23 protein-coding genes are annotated in these 18338 nt (G+C 69.9%); all 23 read left to right on the top strand.

The window, feature by feature from the left end:
- The 23 genes from H976_RS0100750 to fliN all read left to right on the top strand — a co-directional run bounded on the left by H976_RS0100750 (position 1) and on the right by fliN (position 18338).
- On the top strand, positions 1-864 hold the full coding sequence (locus H976_RS0100750) for a sigma-70 family RNA polymerase sigma factor (RefSeq protein WP_051275872.1): 864 nt from the start codon (positions 1-3) through the stop codon (positions 862-864).
- 195 nt (positions 865-1059) lie between these two features.
- Positions 1060-1848 carry a flagellin gene (locus tag H976_RS0100745; protein ID WP_027859966.1) on the top strand — a complete coding sequence of 263 codons (789 nt, stop codon included), beginning with the start codon at positions 1060-1062 and terminating at the stop codon, positions 1846-1848.
- A gap of 121 nt (positions 1849-1969) precedes the next feature.
- The gene (gene fliD / locus H976_RS0100740) at positions 1970-3298 is read left to right on the top strand and encodes a flagellar filament capping protein FliD (RefSeq protein ID WP_027859965.1); all 1329 of its coding nucleotides are present in this window, start codon (positions 1970-1972) and stop codon (positions 3296-3298) included.
- Positions 3299-3324: 26 nt separating this feature from the next.
- Positions 3325-3711, top strand: a complete 387-nt coding sequence (gene fliS / locus H976_RS0100735; protein ID WP_231388753.1) for a flagellar export chaperone FliS — start codon at positions 3325-3327, stop codon at positions 3709-3711.
- Complete coding sequence (locus H976_RS0100730) at positions 3708-4046, top strand: hypothetical protein (protein WP_027859963.1); 339 nt, start codon at positions 3708-3710, stop codon at positions 4044-4046. The genes fliS and H976_RS0100730 overlap by 4 nt, the downstream gene beginning before the upstream one ends.
- Before the next feature lie 151 nt (positions 4047-4197).
- Positions 4198-4566: a flagellar basal body rod protein FlgB gene (gene flgB / locus H976_RS0100725; RefSeq protein ID WP_027859962.1), complete on the top strand. Its 369-nt coding sequence runs from the start codon at positions 4198-4200 to the stop codon at positions 4564-4566.
- Positions 4566-4958 (top strand): flagellar basal body rod protein FlgC, encoded by a 393-nt coding sequence (locus tag H976_RS0100720; protein ID WP_027859961.1) that lies wholly within the window; start codon positions 4566-4568, stop codon positions 4956-4958. The genes flgB and H976_RS0100720 overlap by 1 nt, the downstream gene beginning before the upstream one ends.
- Positions 4958-5290 carry a flagellar hook-basal body complex protein FliE gene (gene fliE / locus H976_RS0100715; protein ID WP_027859960.1) on the top strand — a complete coding sequence of 111 codons (333 nt, stop codon included), beginning with the start codon at positions 4958-4960 and terminating at the stop codon, positions 5288-5290. Before H976_RS0100720 ends, fliE begins: the two co-directional genes overlap by 1 nt.
- Positions 5290-6870 carry a flagellar basal-body MS-ring/collar protein FliF gene (gene fliF, locus H976_RS0100710; RefSeq protein WP_027859959.1) on the top strand — a complete coding sequence of 527 codons (1581 nt, stop codon included), beginning with the start codon at positions 5290-5292 and terminating at the stop codon, positions 6868-6870. Before fliE ends, fliF begins: the two co-directional genes overlap by 1 nt.
- Positions 6870-7883: a flagellar motor switch protein FliG gene (fliG, locus tag H976_RS0100705; RefSeq protein ID WP_027859958.1), complete on the top strand. Its 1014-nt coding sequence runs from the start codon at positions 6870-6872 to the stop codon at positions 7881-7883. Before fliF ends, fliG begins: the two co-directional genes overlap by 1 nt.
- Positions 7867-8556: a FliH/SctL family protein gene (locus H976_RS0100700; protein ID WP_155917855.1), complete on the top strand. Its 690-nt coding sequence runs from the start codon at positions 7867-7869 to the stop codon at positions 8554-8556. The genes fliG and H976_RS0100700 overlap by 17 nt, the downstream gene beginning before the upstream one ends.
- Complete coding sequence (locus H976_RS0100695; RefSeq protein WP_027859956.1) at positions 8553-9857, top strand: FliI/YscN family ATPase; 1305 nt, start codon at positions 8553-8555, stop codon at positions 9855-9857. The genes H976_RS0100700 and H976_RS0100695 overlap by 4 nt, the downstream gene beginning before the upstream one ends.
- A complete protein-coding gene (locus H976_RS0100690; RefSeq protein ID WP_027859955.1) occupies positions 9854-10300 on the top strand; it encodes a flagellar export protein FliJ in 447 nt (148 codons plus the stop codon). Before H976_RS0100695 ends, H976_RS0100690 begins: the two co-directional genes overlap by 4 nt.
- Positions 10297-11250: a transglycosylase SLT domain-containing protein gene (locus tag H976_RS23825; RefSeq protein WP_036223879.1), complete on the top strand. Its 954-nt coding sequence runs from the start codon at positions 10297-10299 to the stop codon at positions 11248-11250. Before H976_RS0100690 ends, H976_RS23825 begins: the two co-directional genes overlap by 4 nt.
- Positions 11247-12362 (top strand): flagellar hook-length control protein FliK, encoded by a 1116-nt coding sequence (locus tag H976_RS0100680; RefSeq protein WP_027859954.1) that lies wholly within the window; start codon positions 11247-11249, stop codon positions 12360-12362. Before H976_RS23825 ends, H976_RS0100680 begins: the two co-directional genes overlap by 4 nt.
- A 9-nt stretch (positions 12363-12371) precedes the next feature.
- Positions 12372-12881, top strand: coding sequence for a flagellar hook capping FlgD N-terminal domain-containing protein (locus tag H976_RS23820; protein WP_036223875.1), 510 nt, complete (start codon positions 12372-12374; stop codon positions 12879-12881).
- A 28-nt stretch (positions 12882-12909) separates the two neighbouring features.
- A complete protein-coding gene (locus H976_RS0100670) occupies positions 12910-13764 on the top strand; it encodes a flagellar hook protein FlgE (RefSeq protein WP_027859953.1) in 855 nt (284 codons plus the stop codon).
- A gap of 386 nt (positions 13765-14150) precedes the next feature.
- Positions 14151-14426, top strand: coding sequence for a flagellar FlbD family protein (locus H976_RS0100665; protein ID WP_027859952.1), 276 nt, complete (start codon positions 14151-14153; stop codon positions 14424-14426).
- A complete protein-coding gene (locus tag H976_RS0100660; RefSeq protein WP_027859951.1) occupies positions 14426-15190 on the top strand; it encodes a flagellar motor protein in 765 nt (254 codons plus the stop codon). Before H976_RS0100665 ends, H976_RS0100660 begins: the two co-directional genes overlap by 1 nt.
- A gap of 1 nt (position 15191) precedes the next feature.
- Positions 15192-16085: a flagellar motor protein MotB gene (locus H976_RS0100655; protein WP_027859950.1), complete on the top strand. Its 894-nt coding sequence runs from the start codon at positions 15192-15194 to the stop codon at positions 16083-16085.
- The gene (gene fliL / locus H976_RS0100650) at positions 16082-16537 is read left to right on the top strand and encodes a flagellar basal body-associated protein FliL (RefSeq protein WP_027859949.1); all 456 of its coding nucleotides are present in this window, start codon (positions 16082-16084) and stop codon (positions 16535-16537) included. The genes H976_RS0100655 and fliL overlap by 4 nt, the downstream gene beginning before the upstream one ends.
- A 47-nt stretch (positions 16538-16584) precedes the next feature.
- Positions 16585-17535, top strand: coding sequence for a flagellar motor switch protein FliM (locus H976_RS23815; RefSeq protein WP_051275866.1), 951 nt, complete (start codon positions 16585-16587; stop codon positions 17533-17535).
- A complete protein-coding gene (fliN, locus tag H976_RS0100640) occupies positions 17532-18338 on the top strand; it encodes a flagellar motor switch protein FliN (protein ID WP_027859948.1) in 807 nt (268 codons plus the stop codon). The genes H976_RS23815 and fliN overlap by 4 nt, the downstream gene beginning before the upstream one ends.

Raw genomic sequence — 18338 nt, 5'->3', positions numbered from 1 at the left:
GTGACCAACGTTCTCTCTTCCGCCGCTCCTGCTCCCGCCCTCTCCGCCGACGAGCTGATCAGCCAGCACCTGCCGCTGGTGGCCCACGTCGTGCGCGAGACCATGGGGCGCGTCCCCGGCCACGTGAACCGGGACGACCTGACCTCCGCCGGCATGATGGCGCTGGTCCAGGCGCAGCAGGCGTACGACGCGAGCCGGGGCGTTCCCTTCGCCAGCTACGCCACCACCCGCATCCGCGGCGCGATCCTCGACGAGCTGCGCAGCGTCGACTGGGCCTCGCGCTCGGTACGCCGCCGTGCCCGCGACCTGGACGAGACCCGCAACAGCCTCGCCACCGCTCTCGGTCGCATCCCGACCCACGCCGAGGTCGCCTCGGCCCTGGGGCTCTCCGCCGACGAGGTGGCCCGCAACGAGGACGACATCGCCCGCGCCCAGGTCCTCTCCATCCAGGGCTCCTCGGAGGACTCCGACCTCGAGCACCTGATGCCCACGGCCGGACCGACCCCCGAGCAGATCGTGATGGACCGCGAGCGCCTCACCTACGTGGTCGAGGCCGTGGCCGAGCTGCCCGAGCGGCTGCGCATCGTCGTCGAGCAGTACTTCCTGGCCGAGCGCCCGATGGCCGAGATCGCGGCCGAGCTGGGCGTCACCGAGTCGCGGGTCTCCCAGATCCGGGCCGAGGCCCTCGTCCTGCTACGCGGCGCCATGGACCGTGCACTCGAGCCCGAGTCGGTCGTCGAGACCGGCAAGAGCACCGGCTGCATCGCCCGTCGCCGCGAGTCCTACTACTCCGCCGTCGCCGCTCGTCACGCCGCCGGCGTCGAGCGTGGGCCGCGCACCGCTGCCCTGGACGCAACTGCCTAGAGGTCGCGCGGTGAGGGCGAATGTCGGCTGGGCGTCGCTCCAGTGCGTGCAGCTCGACAGCCCCTCACCACGCAACCTCTGAGAAAAGCTTCGGCAAATCTCTCAGGAGGTTTCCGACCCGGCCGATGAGTCTGGCACGGAGCCCAAGGACGGGCTCCAGCAGTTCGACTCAACCATCCAGGAAGGAAATCCATCATGAGTCTCCGTATCAACCAGAACATCGACGCCTTCAACAGCTACCGCAACCTGTCGGTCACGCAGGGCGAGATGTCCAAGTCGCTGGAGAAGCTGTCCAGCGGTTTCCGCATCAACCGCGCTGCCGACGACGCCGCCGGCCTCGCGATCTCCGAGGGCCTGCGCTCGCAGGTCGGCGGACTCAAGGTGGGCGTGCGGAACGCCCAGGACGGCATCTCGGTCGCGCAGACCGCTGAAGGTGCCCTGACCGAGGTCCACAGCATGCTGCAGCGCATGAACGACCTCTCCGTGCAGTACAACAACGGCACGCAGAACACCGACTCGCAGGCTGCGCTGTCGGCGGAGTTCGACCAGCTCCAGACGGAGATCACCCGGATCACGGACAACACCAAGTTCAACGGTGTCGCCCTGTTCGGCGGCAGCGCGCTGACCTTCCAGGTCGGCTCGGACTCCGCTGACACCATCGACGTCTCGGCGACCGCCCTCGGCGCCGTCGACACCTCGACCGCGGTGATCACCGACAGCACCACGGTGCAGGACGCCATCACGGCGATCTCGACCCAGCGGGCCGAGCTCGGTGCGGTGCAGAACCGGTTCGAGCACACGATCAACTCCACCAACGTGGCGATCGAGAACCTGTCCGCGTCCGAGTCCCGCATCCGGGACACCGACATGGCCTCGGAGATGGTGAACTTCACCCGCTCCCAGATCCTGTCGCAGGCCGGCACCGCCATGCTCGCTCAGGCCAACCAGGCCCCGCAGAGCGTGCTCAGCCTGCTCCGCGGCTGATCCACCCGATCAGCAGCACAGGCACCATGAGCTCCGGCGAGGGGGTACTTCGCCCCTTCGCCGGAGCTCGCTCCATCTAGGAACGACAGCGGCTCACCAGGACTTGTAAGGGGATCGGGACATGGCCACCTCCACCGCCTCCGTCAGCGGCCTCTCCAGCGGCCTCGACACCGCCTCCATCATCGAGCAGCTGATGGCCGTGGAGTCCGAGCCCCAGACGCGGCTCAAGACCACCCTGACGGGCGAGCAGAGCAACGTCAGCTACCTGCAGGCGATCAACACCAAGGTCGCCGCCCTGCTGACCCAGGCCAAAGACCTGTCCTCCGGCACGGGTTTCAACGCCCTGACCGCGACCTCCTCGAGCACCGCCGTCGCCGTGAGCACCACCGGCGGCGTGGCGAGCGGCTCGTTCAGCTTCTCCGTCGACCAGACGGCCGCTGCGCACCGGCTGACCTTCAACAACACCGCCGCCGGCAACGGCGTCGTCGTCACCGGTGGCACCAGCGTCACGCTCACCTCTGGTGGCGTCACCAAGACCCTGGACACCGGCAACGGCAGCCTCGACGGTCTGGTCAACGCGCTCAACGGAGGCGGCACCGGCGTCACCGCGGCCAAGGTGAAGCTCGACGACGGCACCTTCCGTCTCGTCGTCACGGCCTCCCAGACGGGCGCGGCCGCCGACTTCACCCTGGCCAATACCGACGGCACCGACCTGCTCGGCGGTGCCGCTGTCTCGGCCGGCCGCGACGCCGCGATCACCCTGGGCGGCGACACCATCCACTCCCCCACCAACACCTTCACCGGTGTGGTCCCCGGCGTGAACCTCACCGTGTCCACGGGTGCCGTGGGCACCACCGTCGAGGTGACGGTGGCCAAGGACACCAGCAAGGTGCAGGGCTCGGTCAAGGCGATGGTCGACGGGGTGAACGCGATCCTCACCCAGATCGACACGCTCACCTCCTACAACGCGGACACCAAGACCTCGGGCCCGCTGTCCGGCGACGCGGCGCTGCGCACCCTGCGCAACAGCCTGCTGAACGCTGTCTACCCGGGCGACAACACCACGATGGCCGACGTCGGCCTGCAGACCGACCGCTACGGCAAGCTGGTCTTCGACGCCGACAAGTTCGCCACCGCGTACGCCGCCGACCCGGCGCTGGTCGCCTCGAAGTTCACCTCCGGCACCGTCGACGGGTTCGCCGCCCGGGTCGCGACCATCGCCGACAAGGCCAGCGACAAGTACACCGGCACGATCACCGCCGCCATCACCGGTCACACCTCGGAGATCAAGGAGCTCCAGGACAACATCGAGACCTGGGACACGCGCCTCGAGCTGCGTCGTACGACGCTCCAGAACCAGTTCACCGCCCTCGAGACGGCGATGAACCAGATGACCAGCCAGTCGAGCTGGCTCGCAGGACAGATCAAGTCCCTATCCGGATCATCGTAAAAGCCAAGGAAGGCAAGAACATGATGATGACTGACGCCCGCGCCGCCTACATGGATGCATCGGTGGCCACGGCAGACCCCAGCAGGCTCCTCGTGATGCTCTGTGACCGACTCGTGCTCGACGTGCAGCGCGCCCTCGGCGCGCAGGTCGCCGGCCACCACGAGACGGCGCACCACCAGCTGGTCCACGCCCAGGCGATCGTGACCGAGCTCCGCGTCAGCCTCGACCCCGACGGCTTCCAGGGTGGCGCCGAGCTCGCCGCCCTCTACGACTACCTCTACCAGCAGCTCGTCCTGGCCAACATCCGCCGCGACTCCGCGGTGACCGAGGAGTGCCTGCAGATCGTCACCCAGGTCGCCGACACGTGGCGCGAGGCCGCCCTCTCCCTCACCCGTACGGCGGTCCCGGCATGAGCCACCCCACGAGTCCCGAAGATCGCGACCGGGCCGAGGACCTGACCCTGGAGTGGGAGGTCGAGCTGGACCGGCTCGAGCTCGAGGTCATCCGCATCGAGCGGCTGCTCGTCGCGATGAAGCCGATGGACCAGAAGAACTGGGTGGCCCCGTCGCCGAGCGCGCCGATGCCGATCCACCTGCTGCCCCGGGCCGTCGACATCCACCGGCGCCAGGGTGCCGTGCTCGACAAGGTCGTGCTGGCCCTGCGCACGACCACCCAGCACCGCGTCTACGTGGAGAGCCTCCGCGACCCGCAGGACTCGGCGCCGCGCTACCTCAACGTCACCGGCTGACGACGCGCTTCAGGAATATTGGGGCTATTTGTCCCAATCTTTGGGCTTTCCCTCAGGCCCGGGCTAGTCCGGCCGAAGAGACCATCGAGCACGGATCGCTCCCACCCCGCCGAAGGACCGGCTGCCCCTCTCCATCCCCGGAGGCATCGCCGTGTCCTTGGCCGTATCCGACGCCGTCAGTCGCGTGCTCGGTCTCGCCCTCGACGGCGTCACCATGCGCCAGAAGGTGACCGCCGACAACATCTCCAACGTCGACACCCCCGGCTTCCGGGCGATGAGCGTCGACTTCGAGAGCTCGCTGCGCCAGGCGGTGGACAGCGGCGACATCACCGCCGCCTCCGACGGCGGTCTGCACGTCGAGGCCACCCCGACCGACACGCCCGTGGGCGCCAACGGCAACAACGTCGACCTGCGCAAGGAGACCCTGTCCGCGGTCCAGACGCAGTACCAGTACCAGATGCTCACCCGCGCCGTGAACGACAAGTTCACGCGTCTCCACGACTCCATCGGTGGTCAGTGATGGGTGCCTTCGACATGCTGCGCATCGCCGGCTCCAGCCTCGGCTTCCACCAGACCTGGCTGGACACGCTCGCCAACAACATCGCCAACGTCAACACGATCAAGCCGACCAGCGGCAGCGCCTTCCAGGCGCAGAGCGTCGTCGCCCAGGCCCAGCAGGGCGGCGGCGTCGAGGTCGCCGGCATCGCCGAGGGCGACCCCACCGGCCGGCTCGAGTACCAGCCGGACCACCCGATGGCGGACGCGAACGGCTACGTGCGGGCCCCCGACATCGACATGGCCACCCAGATGACCGAGCTCGTGATGGCCCAACGCGGCTTCCAGGCCTCGGTGCAGGTCACCAAGGACGCGCAGGAGACCTACCAGTCGGCGCTCTCGATCGGACGTGGCTGATGAGCGTCTCCGGGATCGAGGCGGTCAGCGGGTTCACCCCGCTCGCCACTCCGCAGCTCGACGCGACCAGCGGCGTCAAGGGCGCCGCCGGGTCCAGCGCCGTCGACGGCTCGAAGGAGTTCGGGAACCTCGTCCTCGACGGCATCGACCGGCTCCAGTCGGTCCAGTCGACGAGCGACCAGCTGGCCGTGAAGGCAGCCACCGGTGACCTCGACGCGATTCACCACTACACGATCGCGGCCTCCGAGGCCGCGGTGACGACGCAGCTGACCGTGGCTGTGCGCAACAAGGCCCTCGAGGCGTTCAACGAGATCATGCGGATGCCGGTGTGATGAAGGATCTAGTTCTCAACAGGCTCTCCGGCTACCAGCGGAGCTTCTCCGGCTTCACGGCCGGTCAGAAGGTCGTCGCCGTGCTCGGCACGGGAGCCCTGCTGCTCGCCGGCGTGATGGTCTTCCGCTGGGTCTCTCAGCCCGACTACGCCCCGCTGTTCAGCAACCTCTCCTCCTCGGACGCGTCGGCGGTCATCGACCAGCTCGACACCCAGGGCGTCAAGTACAAGATCACCAACGGTGGCGACACCGTGATGGTGCCCAAGAACGACGTCTACACGACGCGCATCAAGCTCAGCGGCGAGGGCCTGCCCAGCGGCGGCGACGGCGGCTACTCGCTCCTCGACCAGCAGGACCTGTCCACCTCGCAGTTCAAGGAGCAGACCGACTTCAAGCGGGCGATGGAGGGCGAGCTCGCCAAGACCATCGAGGCGATGGACGGCGTGCAGTCGGCCGTCGTACACCTCGCGCTGCCGGCCAAGCAGGTCTTCGCCGACAAGCAGGACCCGCCCACCGCGTCCGTCCTCGTCTCCACCCGCCTCGGCAGCACGCTGAGCCCCGAGCAGGTGCAGTCGGTGGTCCACCTGGTCGCCGCGAGCATCGACGGCATGGACCCGGAGAAGGTCACCGTCGCCGACTCCACCGGCAAGCTGCTCTCCACCAGTGACTCCATCGGCGGCGCGGTCGCGAGCTCGCGTGACCAGTACGTCACCAACTTCCAGGACGAGAAGGCCGCACAGGTCCAGGCGCTGCTGGACCGCGTGCTCGGCCCCGGCAACTCGACCGTCCAGGTCACTGCGGACCTCAACTTCGACAAGACCACGACCGAGCTGCGCAAGTACACGCCGGCCGACCCCAACGGCCTGACCCTGTCGACGTCGAAGAACTCCGAGGACTACACCGGCCCGGCCGGTACGGCGGCCGCCTCGGGCGTCGTCGGACCCGACGGGCAGATGGGCACCACCACCACGGGCGGTACGGCGGGCTCGTCGTACAAGAAGGCATCGGAGACCTCCGACAACGCCCTGAACACCGAGACCCAGCAGATCGAGAGCGCACCGGGAGGCATCAACTCCCTGCACATCGGCGTCGCCCTCGACCGCACCGCCGCGGCCAACAACGACCCGGCGGCGATCGAGAAGATGATCACGGCTGCGCTGGGCATCAACACCAAGCGGGGCGACACGGTCTTCGTCCAGCCACTGCCGTTCGACCGCACCGTCGAGAAGGCTGCCGCCAAGGACACCAAGACGGAGGCCGCCGCAGCCGCCAAGGCAGACCGCATGAACATGTTCCGCAATATCTCGATCGCCGTGCTGGTGCTGCTGGGGCTGCTCGCGGCCTGGATCCGCGGGCGTCGCAAGGCCAAGCAGCGCAAGGAGGCCACGACGTACGTCGTCGAGCAGCTGAAGAACGACGCCGCACGACGTGAGGACCGCGCGATCGAGAACCCCGCGACCGCACTGCTCAGCCTGGAGGCTTCGGAGGAGCAGAACGTCCGCGAGGAGCTGATCGCGCTGGTCGAGAACCAGCCCGAGGACGTCGCCGCCCTCCTCCGCGGATGGCTGGTGGAGCGCTGATGAGCCAGAGCGTCGCCACCCTGGGTCTGCGCAAGGCCGCCATCGTGCTGATCCAGCTCGGCCCCGAGCGTGCCGCGGCCGTCCTCAACAAGCTCAGCGAGGCCGAGGTCGAGGCCGTCAGCGCCGAGATCGCTCGCCTCGACTCGATCGGCGCCGACGAGAACGCCGTCGTGCTGGGTGAGTTCCGCGACCTGATGACCGCACGCTCGCACATCGCCCAGGGCGGCCTGGCCTACGCCCGACAGCTGCTCGAGCAGTCCCTCGGCAACGACCGTGCCGCGGAGATCATCGACCGGCTCAACGCCGCCGCCGTGCAGATGCCGTTCCAGTTCCTGCGCCGGGTCGACCCCGCGCAGCTGCGTTCGTTCATCTCCGACGAGCACCCGCAGGTGATCGCGCTGGTGCTCGCACACATGTCGGCCGAGAAGGCGTCGCTGCTGCTGTCGGGGCTTCCCTCCGAGCAGCAGGCCGAGATCGCCCACCGCATCGCCGTCATGGACCGCACCACGCCCGACACCATCAAGGCCGTCGAGAGCACCCTGGAGCGCAAGCTCTCCTCGATGCTGCAGCCGGCCGACATGTCGCGCGTCGGCGGTCTCGACCCACTGGTCAACATCATCAACCGCTCCGACCGCTCCACCGAGCGCCAGATCGTCGAGGGGCTCGAGTCGCTCGACGCCGCGCTGGCCGAGGAGGTCAGGAGCCGGATGTTCATGTTCGAGGACATCGTCCAGCTCGACGACCGCGCGGTGCAGCTGGTGATGCGCTCCATCGACACCGGCAGCCTCGCGCTCGCGCTCAAGGGTGTCTCGGAGACGGTCCGCGACAAGATCACCTCCAACCTCTCCGAGCGTGCCGCGGCCGACCTGATCGACGAGATCGAGATCCTCGGCCCGGTCCGCCTGACCCAGGTCGAGGAGGCCCAGCAGGGCATCATCCGCTCGATCCGTGAGCTCGAGGAGCAGGGCCAGATCATGCTGCGGAGGGGGAACGACGATGACTTCGTCGTCTGAGACCCGCGTGCTGCGGGCCGACGAGGCGGGGTCGGCGTACACACCTCGTACGCCGGACCTCCGCGCCGGCACCTGGACCCGGCTCGGCTCGGGCGCTGCCCTGGGCGACGTCGCAACCGAGGACACCCTGTCCAGCCTGGCCGAGCGCACCCGCGCGACGGCGGAGGCCCAGGGCTACGCCATCGGGTGGGCCAAGGGCGTCCGCGAGGCGCAGGCCGCGGAGCAGCAGGCGATCGCCGAGCGCACCGAGCGGGCCGAGCGCGAGCGCACCCAGCGGTTGGCCGAGCACGCCGCCACCGTCGCCGCCCTCCGGGAGGCAGCGAACGGGTTGGACGTCGCCCGGTCCGAGCTGTGCCGTCGCCTCAGCGAGCAGGCCGCCGGCCTGGCCGTCGCGGTGACGGCCGAGGTGCTGGGCCAGCGGGCCGACGAGCAGACCCCGGCCGACGTCGTACGACGGGCGCTGGACGTGCTCCCCGAAGGTGAAGCCGCCGCCACCCTGAAGCTCAGCCCCGAGGTGGCCAAGCACGCCGTCGCGGCCGACCTGCCCTCGTCGATCACCGTCATCGTCGACCCGTCCCTCTCCCCTGCCGATGCGCTGGTGGAGCTGCACGACCACGTCGTCGACCTGCGGGTCGACCGGGCCGTCGCGCGGGTCCGGGAGGCACTGCGATGAGCCCGCTCAGCACCGCCGTGCTCGAGCGTGCCCGCGGCGCCGCCCGACCCGCACGCCTCGGTCGCGTCTCGGAGCTCCTCGGCCTGCAGCTGCGGGTCACCGGCCTCCAGGCCGCCGTCGGCGACCTGCTCTCCGTCGAGAGCGCCGTTCCCGTGCTGGCCGAGGTCGTGGCCAGCGGCCCGACCGGCCTGGTCTGCCTGCCGCTCGGCTCGACCGCCGGCCTGACCATCGGTGCGCCGGTGCACGCTGCCGGGGGCCCCCTGACCATCGGCGTCGGCGAGGCGCTGCGGGGTCGTGTGCTCGACGGCCTCGGTCGTCCGATCGACGGCGGTCCCGCCATCGACGGGCTGCCCCGCGTGACGGTGGAGAACCCCGCCCCCGGTGCCCTGACCCGCCCGCGCATCGACCACCAGGTCGGGCTCGGCGTACGCGCCCTCGACGCACTCGTGCCTTGCGGTCGCGGGCAACGGATCGGCATCATGGCCGGCTCCGGGGTCGGCAAGTCGAGCCTGCTCTCCATGGTGGCCCGCGGCACCGACGCGGAGGTCTCCGTGATCGCGCTGGTCGGCGAGCGTGGCCGTGAGGTCCGGGAGTTCATCGAGAACGACCTCGGGCCGGGGGGTCTCGCGCGCTCGGTGGTCGTCGTCGCCACGTCCGACGCACCGCCCGTCGAGCGACTGCGCTCGGCGTTCGTGGCGACGCGGATCGCGGAGTTCTTCCGCGACACCGGCAAGAACGTCGTACTGATGATGGACAGCCTGACCCGCGTGGCCATGGCCCAGCGCGAGATCGGCCTGTCGGCCGGCGAGCCCCCGGCCACGCGCGGCTACCCGCCGAGCGTGTTCACCCTGATGCCCCGGCTGCTCGAGCGTGCGGGCACCAGTACGGCGGGCAGCATCACCGGCCTCTACACGATCCTCGTCGAGGGCGACGACCTCCAGGACCCGATCGGTGACGCCGCCCGCTCGATCCTCGACGGCCATGTCGTGCTCTCCCGCCGGCTCGCGACCTCGGGCCACTTCCCGGCCGTCGACGTGCTGGAGTCCATCTCGCGCGTCACCAACGCCGTCACCACTCGCGAGCAGCAGCACGACGCCCGCCAGCTGCGGCGGATGCTCGCGGCCCACCGCGACGTGCGCGAGCTCGTCGAGATCGGCGCCTACGTGCCCGGCGCCAACCCCGACGCCGACCAGGCGCTCGCCCGGATGCCCCGGATCGAGGCGTTCCTCCAGCAGGACATGGACGACCCCACTGACACCGCCACCACGTGGCAACGACTGAACGGACTCCTGAGCTCATGAACGGACGCAACCTGCACTCGCTCGACGCCGTCGAGCGGGTCCGCCGTGTGCGCGAGCAGGACAGCCTGGCCGGCCTCCACCTCGCCCTGCGCGAGGTGGAGAGTTCCCAGCAGCAGCTGACGGCGATCGAGAACCGCCTGGCCGACCTGTCCTCGCGGACGGTCACGACGCCGGAGGAGTTCATCGCGCTGCGCCAGGGCCTGCTCGCCCTCGGCCAGGCGGTCGACGACGCCCGGGAGTCCCTCGAGGCCGCCCGCAACCTCGCCGTCTCCGCCCAGTCGCACTGGCAGCAGGACCGGATCCGCCTGCGCACCATCGAGATGCTGCAGGAGCGACGCATCGCCCAGGCCCAGGCCGAGCACGCCCGTGCGCAGGCCAAGGTCCAGGACGAGGTCGCCGGTCAGCAGTGGCGTCGCCAGCGGCACCTGCGAGTGGTCTCGTGACGGTCGGCGCGGTCACCTCCCGGATCCAGGAGCTCCAGTCCCAGCTGGCGCTGCTGACGCCGGTCAGCACCTCGTCGCTCCAGGCGGCCAACGGGGCCTCCTTCTCCCAGGCCCTCGACTCTGCGAGCGCCAGCGGGAGCACCACCGGCGACGCCGTCGTCGCCGAGGCCAAGGAGTTCCTCGGCCTGCCCTACGTGTGGGGCGGCAACTCCAAGGAGAAGGGCGTCGACTGCTCCGGCCTCGTCCAGCAGGTCTACAAGAAGTTCGGCATCGAGCTCCCACGGCTCTCCGCCGACCAGGCGCGCCAGGGCACCGCGGTCGCCAACCTGTCCCAGGCCAAGCCCGGCGACCTGCTGGCGTGGAACAACTCCAGCCGCAACAACGGTGCCGACCACATCGCCATCTACGTCGGCAACGGCAAGATGATCGAGGCGCCGCGCACCGGTCTGAACGTCCGGCTCGTCGACGTCCCGTCCACCCCTGACTACATCCGCCGGATCCTGCCGGACAACGCGGTCAGCGGCACCAGTCAGGTCTCCGCGGCTCGCGTCGCCGGCGGCCAGGTCTCGGGTGTGCCGTACGCCGACCTGTTCAACCAGGCCGGTGCCCGCTACGGCGTCAGCCCGGCGCTGCTCTCCGCCGTCGCCAAGCAGGAGTCCGGCTACCGCGCCGACGCCGTCAGCCCGGCGGGTGCCCGCGGCCTGATGCAGCTGATGCCCGGCACCGCCAAGGGCCTCGGCGTCAGCAACTCGCTGGACCCGGCCCAGGCCGTCGACGGGGCAGCCCGGATGCTGCGCGACCTCACCCACCGGTTCGGCAGCACCCAGCTCGCGCTCGCGGCGTACAACGCCGGCCCGGGTGCGGTGATGAAGTACGACGGCATCCCGCCGTACGCCGAGACGCAGCACTACGTGAAGAACATCATGGCGATGCTGGGGAACGCCGCATGAGCACCACGGCTGTCGAGTCCCCGATCCCTGCTGCCCTCCCGACGGGTGTGCTCGGCAACCCGCCGGCCACCGACGTCGGTGCGGCGGCCGCCTTCGCGCTCGCCATCCAGCTCGCCCTCGGCGTGGGCGGCACCCTCCCGACGACCCCGGCCGCGCACGGTTCCGGCCAGCCGACCGACGGAAAGCCCGCCGACGGCGACGACGCCTCCGGGGACTCGGGCGACGCCGTGGGGACCGTTGCGTCTGACGCAGCGATCGCCGCGCTCGTCGTACCCGCTCCGCTGGTGCTCCCGGTCCCGGCCATCGGCACCGAGGCCCCGGCGACCGAAGCGCTGCCCGAGGTCGACGCCACGGCCACGGCACCGCTGCGAGGCGCGCAGACGGCACCGACCGAGAGGCCCACGGCTCCTGTCACGACCGACGCAGGCGCGGCCTCTGCGAGCGCCGACCAGCCGAAGGACAGCGCACCCGACACCTCGACCGCCCCAGCACCGTTGCCCGCTCTGCCGGTGGCAGCGCCGACGCAGACGGCCGCGCCCGCGAACCCGGTGGCGTCGGTCCCTGTCGTCACCACCGCTGACGCGGCTGGGACACCGGCACCACGCCCCGTCGTGCACCAGGTGATCCCCGAGGTGACCAGGCTGGTCACCACCGGCGAGGGCGTGCACCGCGTGACCCTCGAGCTGAACCCGAAGGCGCTCGGCGAGGTCAAGGTGGTGCTGACCGTGCGCAACGGCGACGTGCACGTGCGGCTCGCCGCCGGCTCCGAGGCTCGCGAGGCACTGGCCCACTCGGCCGCCGACCTGACGCGCGCTCTCGAGCACATCGGCGTCAAGGACCACCGCCTCACCCTGGCCGAGCTCCGGGGCGTCGCGGTGAGCGCGAGCACGCAGACCTTCTCCGACACCACGGAGCAGCAGGGCCAGAACGCGTCCTTCACCGGACGCTTCGACACCGAGCACCACCACGATTCTCGTCAGCCACGGATGGGTGACGGCAGTACGGCCACGGACGGCACCGACCACGACCACGGCTCCCGCACCCGCGGGGACCGTTCGATCCACGAGGTCAGCCGCGTCCCCAGCCGGGGCGGGGTCGACCTCCGGATGTGAGGAGGACGCATGTCCATCGGAGCAACCGAACCGGTGTCCTACACCGGCATGTTCGGCACCGCACCGACGACCGGTACCGACACCGGGGCCACCACGACGACCAGCAAGTCGGCCGACAAGGACATGTTCCTTCAGCTGCTGGTCGCGCAGATGAAGTACCAGGACCCGATGAACCCCACCGACTCCAGCCAGTTCCTGGCCCAGTCGGCGCAGTTCACCGCCCTGGAGAAGATGCAGGCGGTCGCCGACCAGACCCAGCAGCTCGTCGCCAGCCAGATGGCCTTCGGAGCGAGCGGTCTCGTCGGTCGCACCATCAGCTGGACCGACGCCCAGGGCGCCACCCAGTCGGGGAGCGTCACCGGGGTCACCTTCGGCACCGACGGCCCGATGCTCGACGTGGGCGACAGCCAGGTCGCGCTGAGCCAGGTCCAGACCGTCAAGGCGGGTACGGCGGCTGCCGCGTCCGCGTCCACCAGCACCACCACCGGCACGACCGGCAGCCCCACCACCACCGTCTAGCAGCACCCATCCATCGAGAGGAACCACCATGCTTCGCTCACTCTTCGCCGGCATCAGCGGCCTGCGCGTCAACCAGACCATGCTCGACGTCACCGGCAACAACATCGCCAACGCCAACACCATCGGCTTCAAGTCCAGCTCCACCGTCTTCTCCGACACGCTGAGCCAGATGCTCACGGCCGCCGGCGGCGCGAACGCCGCCCGCGGTGGCACCAACCCGATCCAGGTCGGGCTCGGCGTACAGGTCGCGGGCACCAGCACCAACTACAACCAGGGCTCGACCCAGACGACCGGCCGGGCGACCGACCTGATGATCCAGGGCGACGGCATGTTCGTCGTACAGAAGAACGGCGAGCAGCTCTACACCCGCGCCGGCTCCTTCAGCTTCGACGAGACCGGCACCCTGGTGAACCCGACCGGCGGTCGCGTGCAGGGCTACGCGCTGGACGCCAGCGGCAACCCGACCGGCGGGCTGATCGACATGTCCCTCGACTACTCGGGCCTCACTCCCCCGGTGGACCCGGGCGTGCAGATGACGTCGTACAACATCGGTGGCGACGGCAAGCTGCGCGCCGTGTTCTCCGACGAGAGCCAGCGTGAGCTCGGTCAGCTGGCGATGGCCAACTTCAACAACCCGATGGGCCTGGAGAAGGTCGGCGAGACCTCCTTCCGGGAGTCCGCCAACTCCGGCGCCGCCCAGCTCGGCATCCCCGGCCAGGGCATGAACGGCGACATCCAGGGCGGTGCCGTCGAGATGTCCAACGTCGACCTCGCCCAGGAGTTCACCAACCTGATCCTCGCCCAGCGCGGCTTCCAGGCCAGCTCCAAGGTGATCACCACCTCCGACCAGGTCCTCGAGGACCTCGTCAACATCAAGCGCTGACCCAGCGCCCCGCAGCCACGGCTGCGCCCCGGGGGATCGACGACACGCACCACCACGTCGTCGGTCCCCCGTTGGCATGCCGACCGGGCAGTTCTGGTTGGCGCAAGTACGCCGACCGGGCAGTTCTGGTTGGCAGACGTACGCCGACCGGGCAGTTCTGGCTGCTCGTGGGACCCGAACCGGCAACCAAAGGAGCCCGGTCAGCGAGCTCCCGGCAACCAAAGGAGCCCGGTCAGCGAGCTCCCGGCAACCAGAAGTGCCCGGTCGGGGATGGAAGTTTTCCGCCGGATCGGGCGAGTCCGCTCAGGTCGGGGTGGGTCCGGCCGATGGAAGTCGTACCTGGCCAAGGAAGGCCATCACAGGTGTAGGCACTAGGAGGGTGCGTCGTGATTGCGCTCACGAGAATCTCGGGTCAGCCGTTCGTCTTGAACTGCGACCTCATCGAACGTATCGACGTCACCCCGGACACCGTGGTCTCGCTCGTCGACGGCAAGAAGTACGTCGTCCTGGAGTCGTCCACGGCAGTCGCCGCGGCGATCCGGCTCTACCGCGCCGAGATCATCGCGCTGAGCCACCACCTCGGTCCCGACGACCTCGGTCTGGTGGACGACGACGAGCCGACCCACCTGTCCCCCGTCACTCCGATCACCCGGGAGGTGTGATGGATCCGGCACCCGCCATCGGCATCGGAGCCGGCTTCGCGGTCGTCATCGGGGCGAACGTGATGGAGGGCGGCAACCCGATGAGCCTGCTCGAGATCGCCCCCATCCTGCTCGTCTTCGGCACCACGGTGCTCGTCACGATGGCGGGCGGCACGATGAAGGACGCCAAGAAGGCCGTTGCGTCGGCCAAGCGCGCCTTCACCGGCAACGCCGCCTCGGCCGAGGACCTCATCCCGGCCGTCGTCGACCTCGCCGAGCGCGCCCGTCGCGAGGGCCTGCTGGCCCTCGAGGACGCCGTCAAGGCCGTCGACGACGACTTCCTGCGCAAGGGGGTCACGATGGCCATCGACGGCACCGACCCCGAGGAGCTCCGCGACATCCTGGAGTCCGAGGTCTACGCGAAGCGGTTGGCCGACAAGCAGGCCGCGAAGTTCTTCGCCGATGCCGGCGCCTACGCGCCCACGATCGGCATCATCGGCACCGTCATGGGCCTCGTGCACGTGCTGGAGAACCTGGCCGCGCCGGCCGAGCTCGGACACCTGATCGCCGGCGCCTTCATCGCCACCCTCTGGGGTGTCACCTCGGCCAACGTGATCTTCCTGCCGATCGGCAACCGCCTCAAGCGCCTCGGCGAGCTGGAGGCGTCCCGCATGGAGGTCACCATCGAGGGCATCGCCGCCATCCAGAACGGCTCCAACCCGCGCATCGTCGCCCAGAAGCTGCGTTCGCTGCTCCCGGGCGCCGCCGACGCAGAGGCGGCCTGAGATGAGCGCCAAACGCCGAGAAGTGCACGAGGAGCACGAGAACCACGAGCGCTGGCTGGTGACGTACGCCGACATGGTGACCCTTCTGATGGTCCTCTTCATCGTGATGTTCGCGATGAGCGTCGTCGACGAGAAGAAGTTCAACATGCTCAAGGAGGGGCTCGCGGCCGGCTTCGGACAGCCCACGTCGATCCTCAGCGGCTCGCACACGATCCTCGAGGAGCCGGGCACCGCGATCACCGCACCGGTGGCCGCTGCCGACCTGGCCGCCGACGTACCCGAGAAGAACCGGACCGCCGTCGACGAGGCCGTGCAGAAGATCGAGTCGCGCGCCGCCGACCGGAAGCGGGCAGCGGCCGAGGTCGAGGTCAAGCGGCTCGACGAGGTGCGCCAGAAGATCCTCGCGGCCGCCAGGAAGGCCGGCCTCCAGGACGACATCAGCACCCGCTTCGACGAGCGCGGCCTGGTGGTCAGCCTGGTCTCCCGGCACGTGGTCTTCGAGCCCGACGTCGCCGAGCTGTCACCCCGCGGCCGCAAGGTCGTCGACGTGCTGGCGCCGGTCCTGAAGACGCTGACCGACCCGCTGTCGATCGACGGCCACACCAACCAGGTGAAGGTGAAGCCGAAGTACTTCCCGACCGACTGGGAGCTCTCGGCCGCACGAGCCGTCGGGGTGCTGCGCTACCTGCACTCCACCTGGAACCTGCCCAACGACCGGATGACCGCCACGGCGTACGGCCACGAGAAGCCGCTCGTCGACCCCGCCAAGCCCGGGTCCCAGGAGATCAACAAGCGCGTGGACATCGTCGTCCAGTCACCGCTCCCCTCCGAGACCCGATCCCTGATGTCCGGGGTCCTCGCGGCCCAGCACCTTCCCGTAGGAGAAAAGCCATGACCGTCACCGCCATGCCGGCCACCGCCCAGAAGGGTGAGGCAACCACGTCCGAGCCCGAGGAGAAGAAGAAGGGCGGGCTGAAGAAGATCTTGGTCATCCTGGTGGCCCTGGTCGCCGTGGGGGGCGGCGCCTACTGGTTCGTGCTCAAGCCGAAGCCGGTCGCGGCCCCCAAGCCCGGCGAGGTGGTCGCACTCGACCCGATCCAGATCAACCTGGAGGGCGAGCACTACCTCCGCATCGGGATCGCCCTGCAGCTGACCGCCTCGACGAAGGAGGCCGACGGCAGCAAGGCGCTGGACGCCACCATCAGCGAGTTCAGCGGCCTCTCGGTCGCCGAGGTCAACGACCCGAAGAAGCGCGCGACGCTGAAGAAGGAGCTGCAGCACCGGCTCGGGGAGCTCTACGAGGACGAGGTCATGGGGGTCTATTTCACGGAGTTCGTCACGCAATAAGTTTCGAATTTCCTCAGGTCTGGTCCACGCCGGTCGATTCGACCGGCGTGAACCCCCCTGCATCTACTCCGAGCGTCGCCGAGGGCACCGGCGCGCACGGAGGGCGTGAGTCGTCCAAGGCCGTTGCCTACGACTTCCGTCGACCCATCCAGCTCTCGCGCGAGCACTCGCGCATCCTGCAGGTGGGCTTCGACAGCTTCGCGCGCCAGGCGACGACCCTGTTCACGTCGTCGCTGCGCACCGTCTGCACGTTGTCGCTGCTCTCGGTCGAGCAGCAGAACTACGGCGAGTATGTCGAAGGCCTGCTCGCTCCGACGTACATGACCATCTTCACCGCGGAGCCCCTTGCCGGGCGCTGCGTGCTCGAGATGCCGGTCAAGGCGGCGATGACCTGCATCGACCACACCCTGGGTGGTCCGGGCTCGGTCCTGCAGCCTCTGCGCAACCTGAGCGAGATCGAGAACACCGTGATGACGCGGCTCACCGAGCGCCTGCTCGCCGAGATGCGCTACTCGCTGGGCAACGTCCTCGACTGCCAGCCGCAGATCGCGGGCGTGGAGTACAGCCCGCTGTTCGCCCAGCTCGCCGCCGCTTCCGACGTGATGGCGGTCGCCACCTTCGACCTGCGCATCGACGACCGGCCCTTCAAGCTGACCATCTGCCTGCCGTTCTCCGAGCTGCTCCCCTACCTGGTGGCCGCCGCTGCCCCGGCGCCGGTGTCCGACCGCGAGCGCGCCACCCGCACCCGCTCGGCCCAGCTGCTGCGGGCCCAGTTCGACTCCGTGCCCGTCGACCTCGCCGTCCGGTTCCGTACGACGCGCGTCTCCCCCGACTCGCTCGGGGAGCTCGCCGTCGGCGACGTGATCCGCCTCAGCCACCCGGCCGCGGCGCCCCTCGACGTCACCACCGACGACGCGGTCTTCGCGCACGCCACTCCGGGCTCCAAGGGCCCGAAGCTCGCCGCCCTCGTCGTGGGCGCTCCCAAGGAGGACCGATGACCACCCAGCTGACCACCGTCGACACCGATCTCGCGCTGGCCGCCGCCACCCTCGTCTCCACCGTGCTGCCCTCGGTGCACCCGCTGACCGTCGCCGGCGCCCAGCCCGGCACCGACGAGGTCGGCACCGGCTTCCCGGGCGCCGTGGTCGCGAACCTCACCGGCCACCCCACCGGCCGGGTCGGGCTGCTGGTCGGCGAGGAGCTGGTCGACGCGCTCGCCTCCAGCCCCACGCAGGGCCTCGAGCTGGCCGCCGCTGTCCAGCCGGCCGTCGACGGGATCGCCCAGGGTCTCGGGCTCACGGCCGACACGGCCCGCCAGGTCGACCCCGGGACGCTGGCCCAGCACCTCGGCGGTCCCTTCACCGTCGTACCCCTCATCGGCGCCGGTTCCGCCGCCGCCATCGCCGTGACCAACGATGTCCTCGAGAAGGCTGCCGACGTGACCGAAGAGTTCTCCACCGCCACCAGCGCCGCCACGGCCAACGCGCCGGTCGTCGAGTCGACCGACGTGACGCACCAGCCGCTGACCCCGTCACCGCAGCCGGGCATCGCGCCCCGTCGCGGGATCGAGATGTTGCACGGCGTCGACATGGAGCTCACCGTCGAGCTCGGTCGTACCCGGATGGCGGTCCGCGACCTCCTGGCCCTGGCTCCCGGCGACGTGCTCGAGCTCGACCGTGCCGCCGGCAGCCCGGCGGACCTCCTGGTCAACGGCCGCCTGATCGCACGGGGAGAGGTCGTCGTCGTGGACGAGGACTTCGGCCTGCGCATCACGCAGATCCTCGACTCCAACGCAGGCTGA

Origin of the sequence: Marmoricola sp. URHB0036, assembly GCF_000426045.1 — a bacterium.
Taxonomy (GTDB): Bacteria; Actinomycetota; Actinomycetes; order Propionibacteriales; family Nocardioidaceae; genus Marmoricola.
The sequence above is the reverse complement of the archived record's forward strand: the minus strand, read 5'-3'. Positions and strand labels throughout refer to the sequence as shown.

Coding starts and splice junctions, on each gene's coding strand:
- H976_RS0100745 (WP_027859966.1), top strand. CDS start 1,060: ATGAGTCTCCGTATCAACCAGAACATCGACGCCTTCAACAGCTACCGC.
- fliD (WP_027859965.1), top strand. CDS start 1,970: ATGGCCACCTCCACCGCCTCCGTCAGCGGCCTCTCCAGCGGCCTCGAC.
- fliS (WP_231388753.1), top strand. CDS start 3,325: ATGACTGACGCCCGCGCCGCCTACATGGATGCATCGGTGGCCACGGCA.
- H976_RS0100730 (WP_027859963.1), top strand. CDS start 3,708: ATGAGCCACCCCACGAGTCCCGAAGATCGCGACCGGGCCGAGGACCTG.
- H976_RS0100720 (WP_027859961.1), top strand. CDS start 4,566: ATGGGTGCCTTCGACATGCTGCGCATCGCCGGCTCCAGCCTCGGCTTC.
- fliE (WP_027859960.1), top strand. CDS start 4,958: ATGAGCGTCTCCGGGATCGAGGCGGTCAGCGGGTTCACCCCGCTCGCC.
- fliF (WP_027859959.1), top strand. CDS start 5,290: ATGAAGGATCTAGTTCTCAACAGGCTCTCCGGCTACCAGCGGAGCTTC.
- fliG (WP_027859958.1), top strand. CDS start 6,870: ATGAGCCAGAGCGTCGCCACCCTGGGTCTGCGCAAGGCCGCCATCGTG.
- H976_RS0100700 (WP_155917855.1), top strand. CDS start 7,867: ATGACTTCGTCGTCTGAGACCCGCGTGCTGCGGGCCGACGAGGCGGGG.
- H976_RS0100695 (WP_027859956.1), top strand. CDS start 8,553: ATGAGCCCGCTCAGCACCGCCGTGCTCGAGCGTGCCCGCGGCGCCGCC.
- H976_RS0100690 (WP_027859955.1), top strand. CDS start 9,854: ATGAACGGACGCAACCTGCACTCGCTCGACGCCGTCGAGCGGGTCCGC.
- H976_RS0100680 (WP_027859954.1), top strand. CDS start 11,247: ATGAGCACCACGGCTGTCGAGTCCCCGATCCCTGCTGCCCTCCCGACG.
- H976_RS23820 (WP_036223875.1), top strand. CDS start 12,372: ATGTCCATCGGAGCAACCGAACCGGTGTCCTACACCGGCATGTTCGGC.
- H976_RS0100670 (WP_027859953.1), top strand. CDS start 12,910: ATGCTTCGCTCACTCTTCGCCGGCATCAGCGGCCTGCGCGTCAACCAG.
- H976_RS0100660 (WP_027859951.1), top strand. CDS start 14,426: ATGGATCCGGCACCCGCCATCGGCATCGGAGCCGGCTTCGCGGTCGTC.
- H976_RS0100655 (WP_027859950.1), top strand. CDS start 15,192: ATGAGCGCCAAACGCCGAGAAGTGCACGAGGAGCACGAGAACCACGAG.
- fliL (WP_027859949.1), top strand. CDS start 16,082: ATGACCGTCACCGCCATGCCGGCCACCGCCCAGAAGGGTGAGGCAACC.
- fliN (WP_027859948.1), top strand. CDS start 17,532: ATGACCACCCAGCTGACCACCGTCGACACCGATCTCGCGCTGGCCGCC.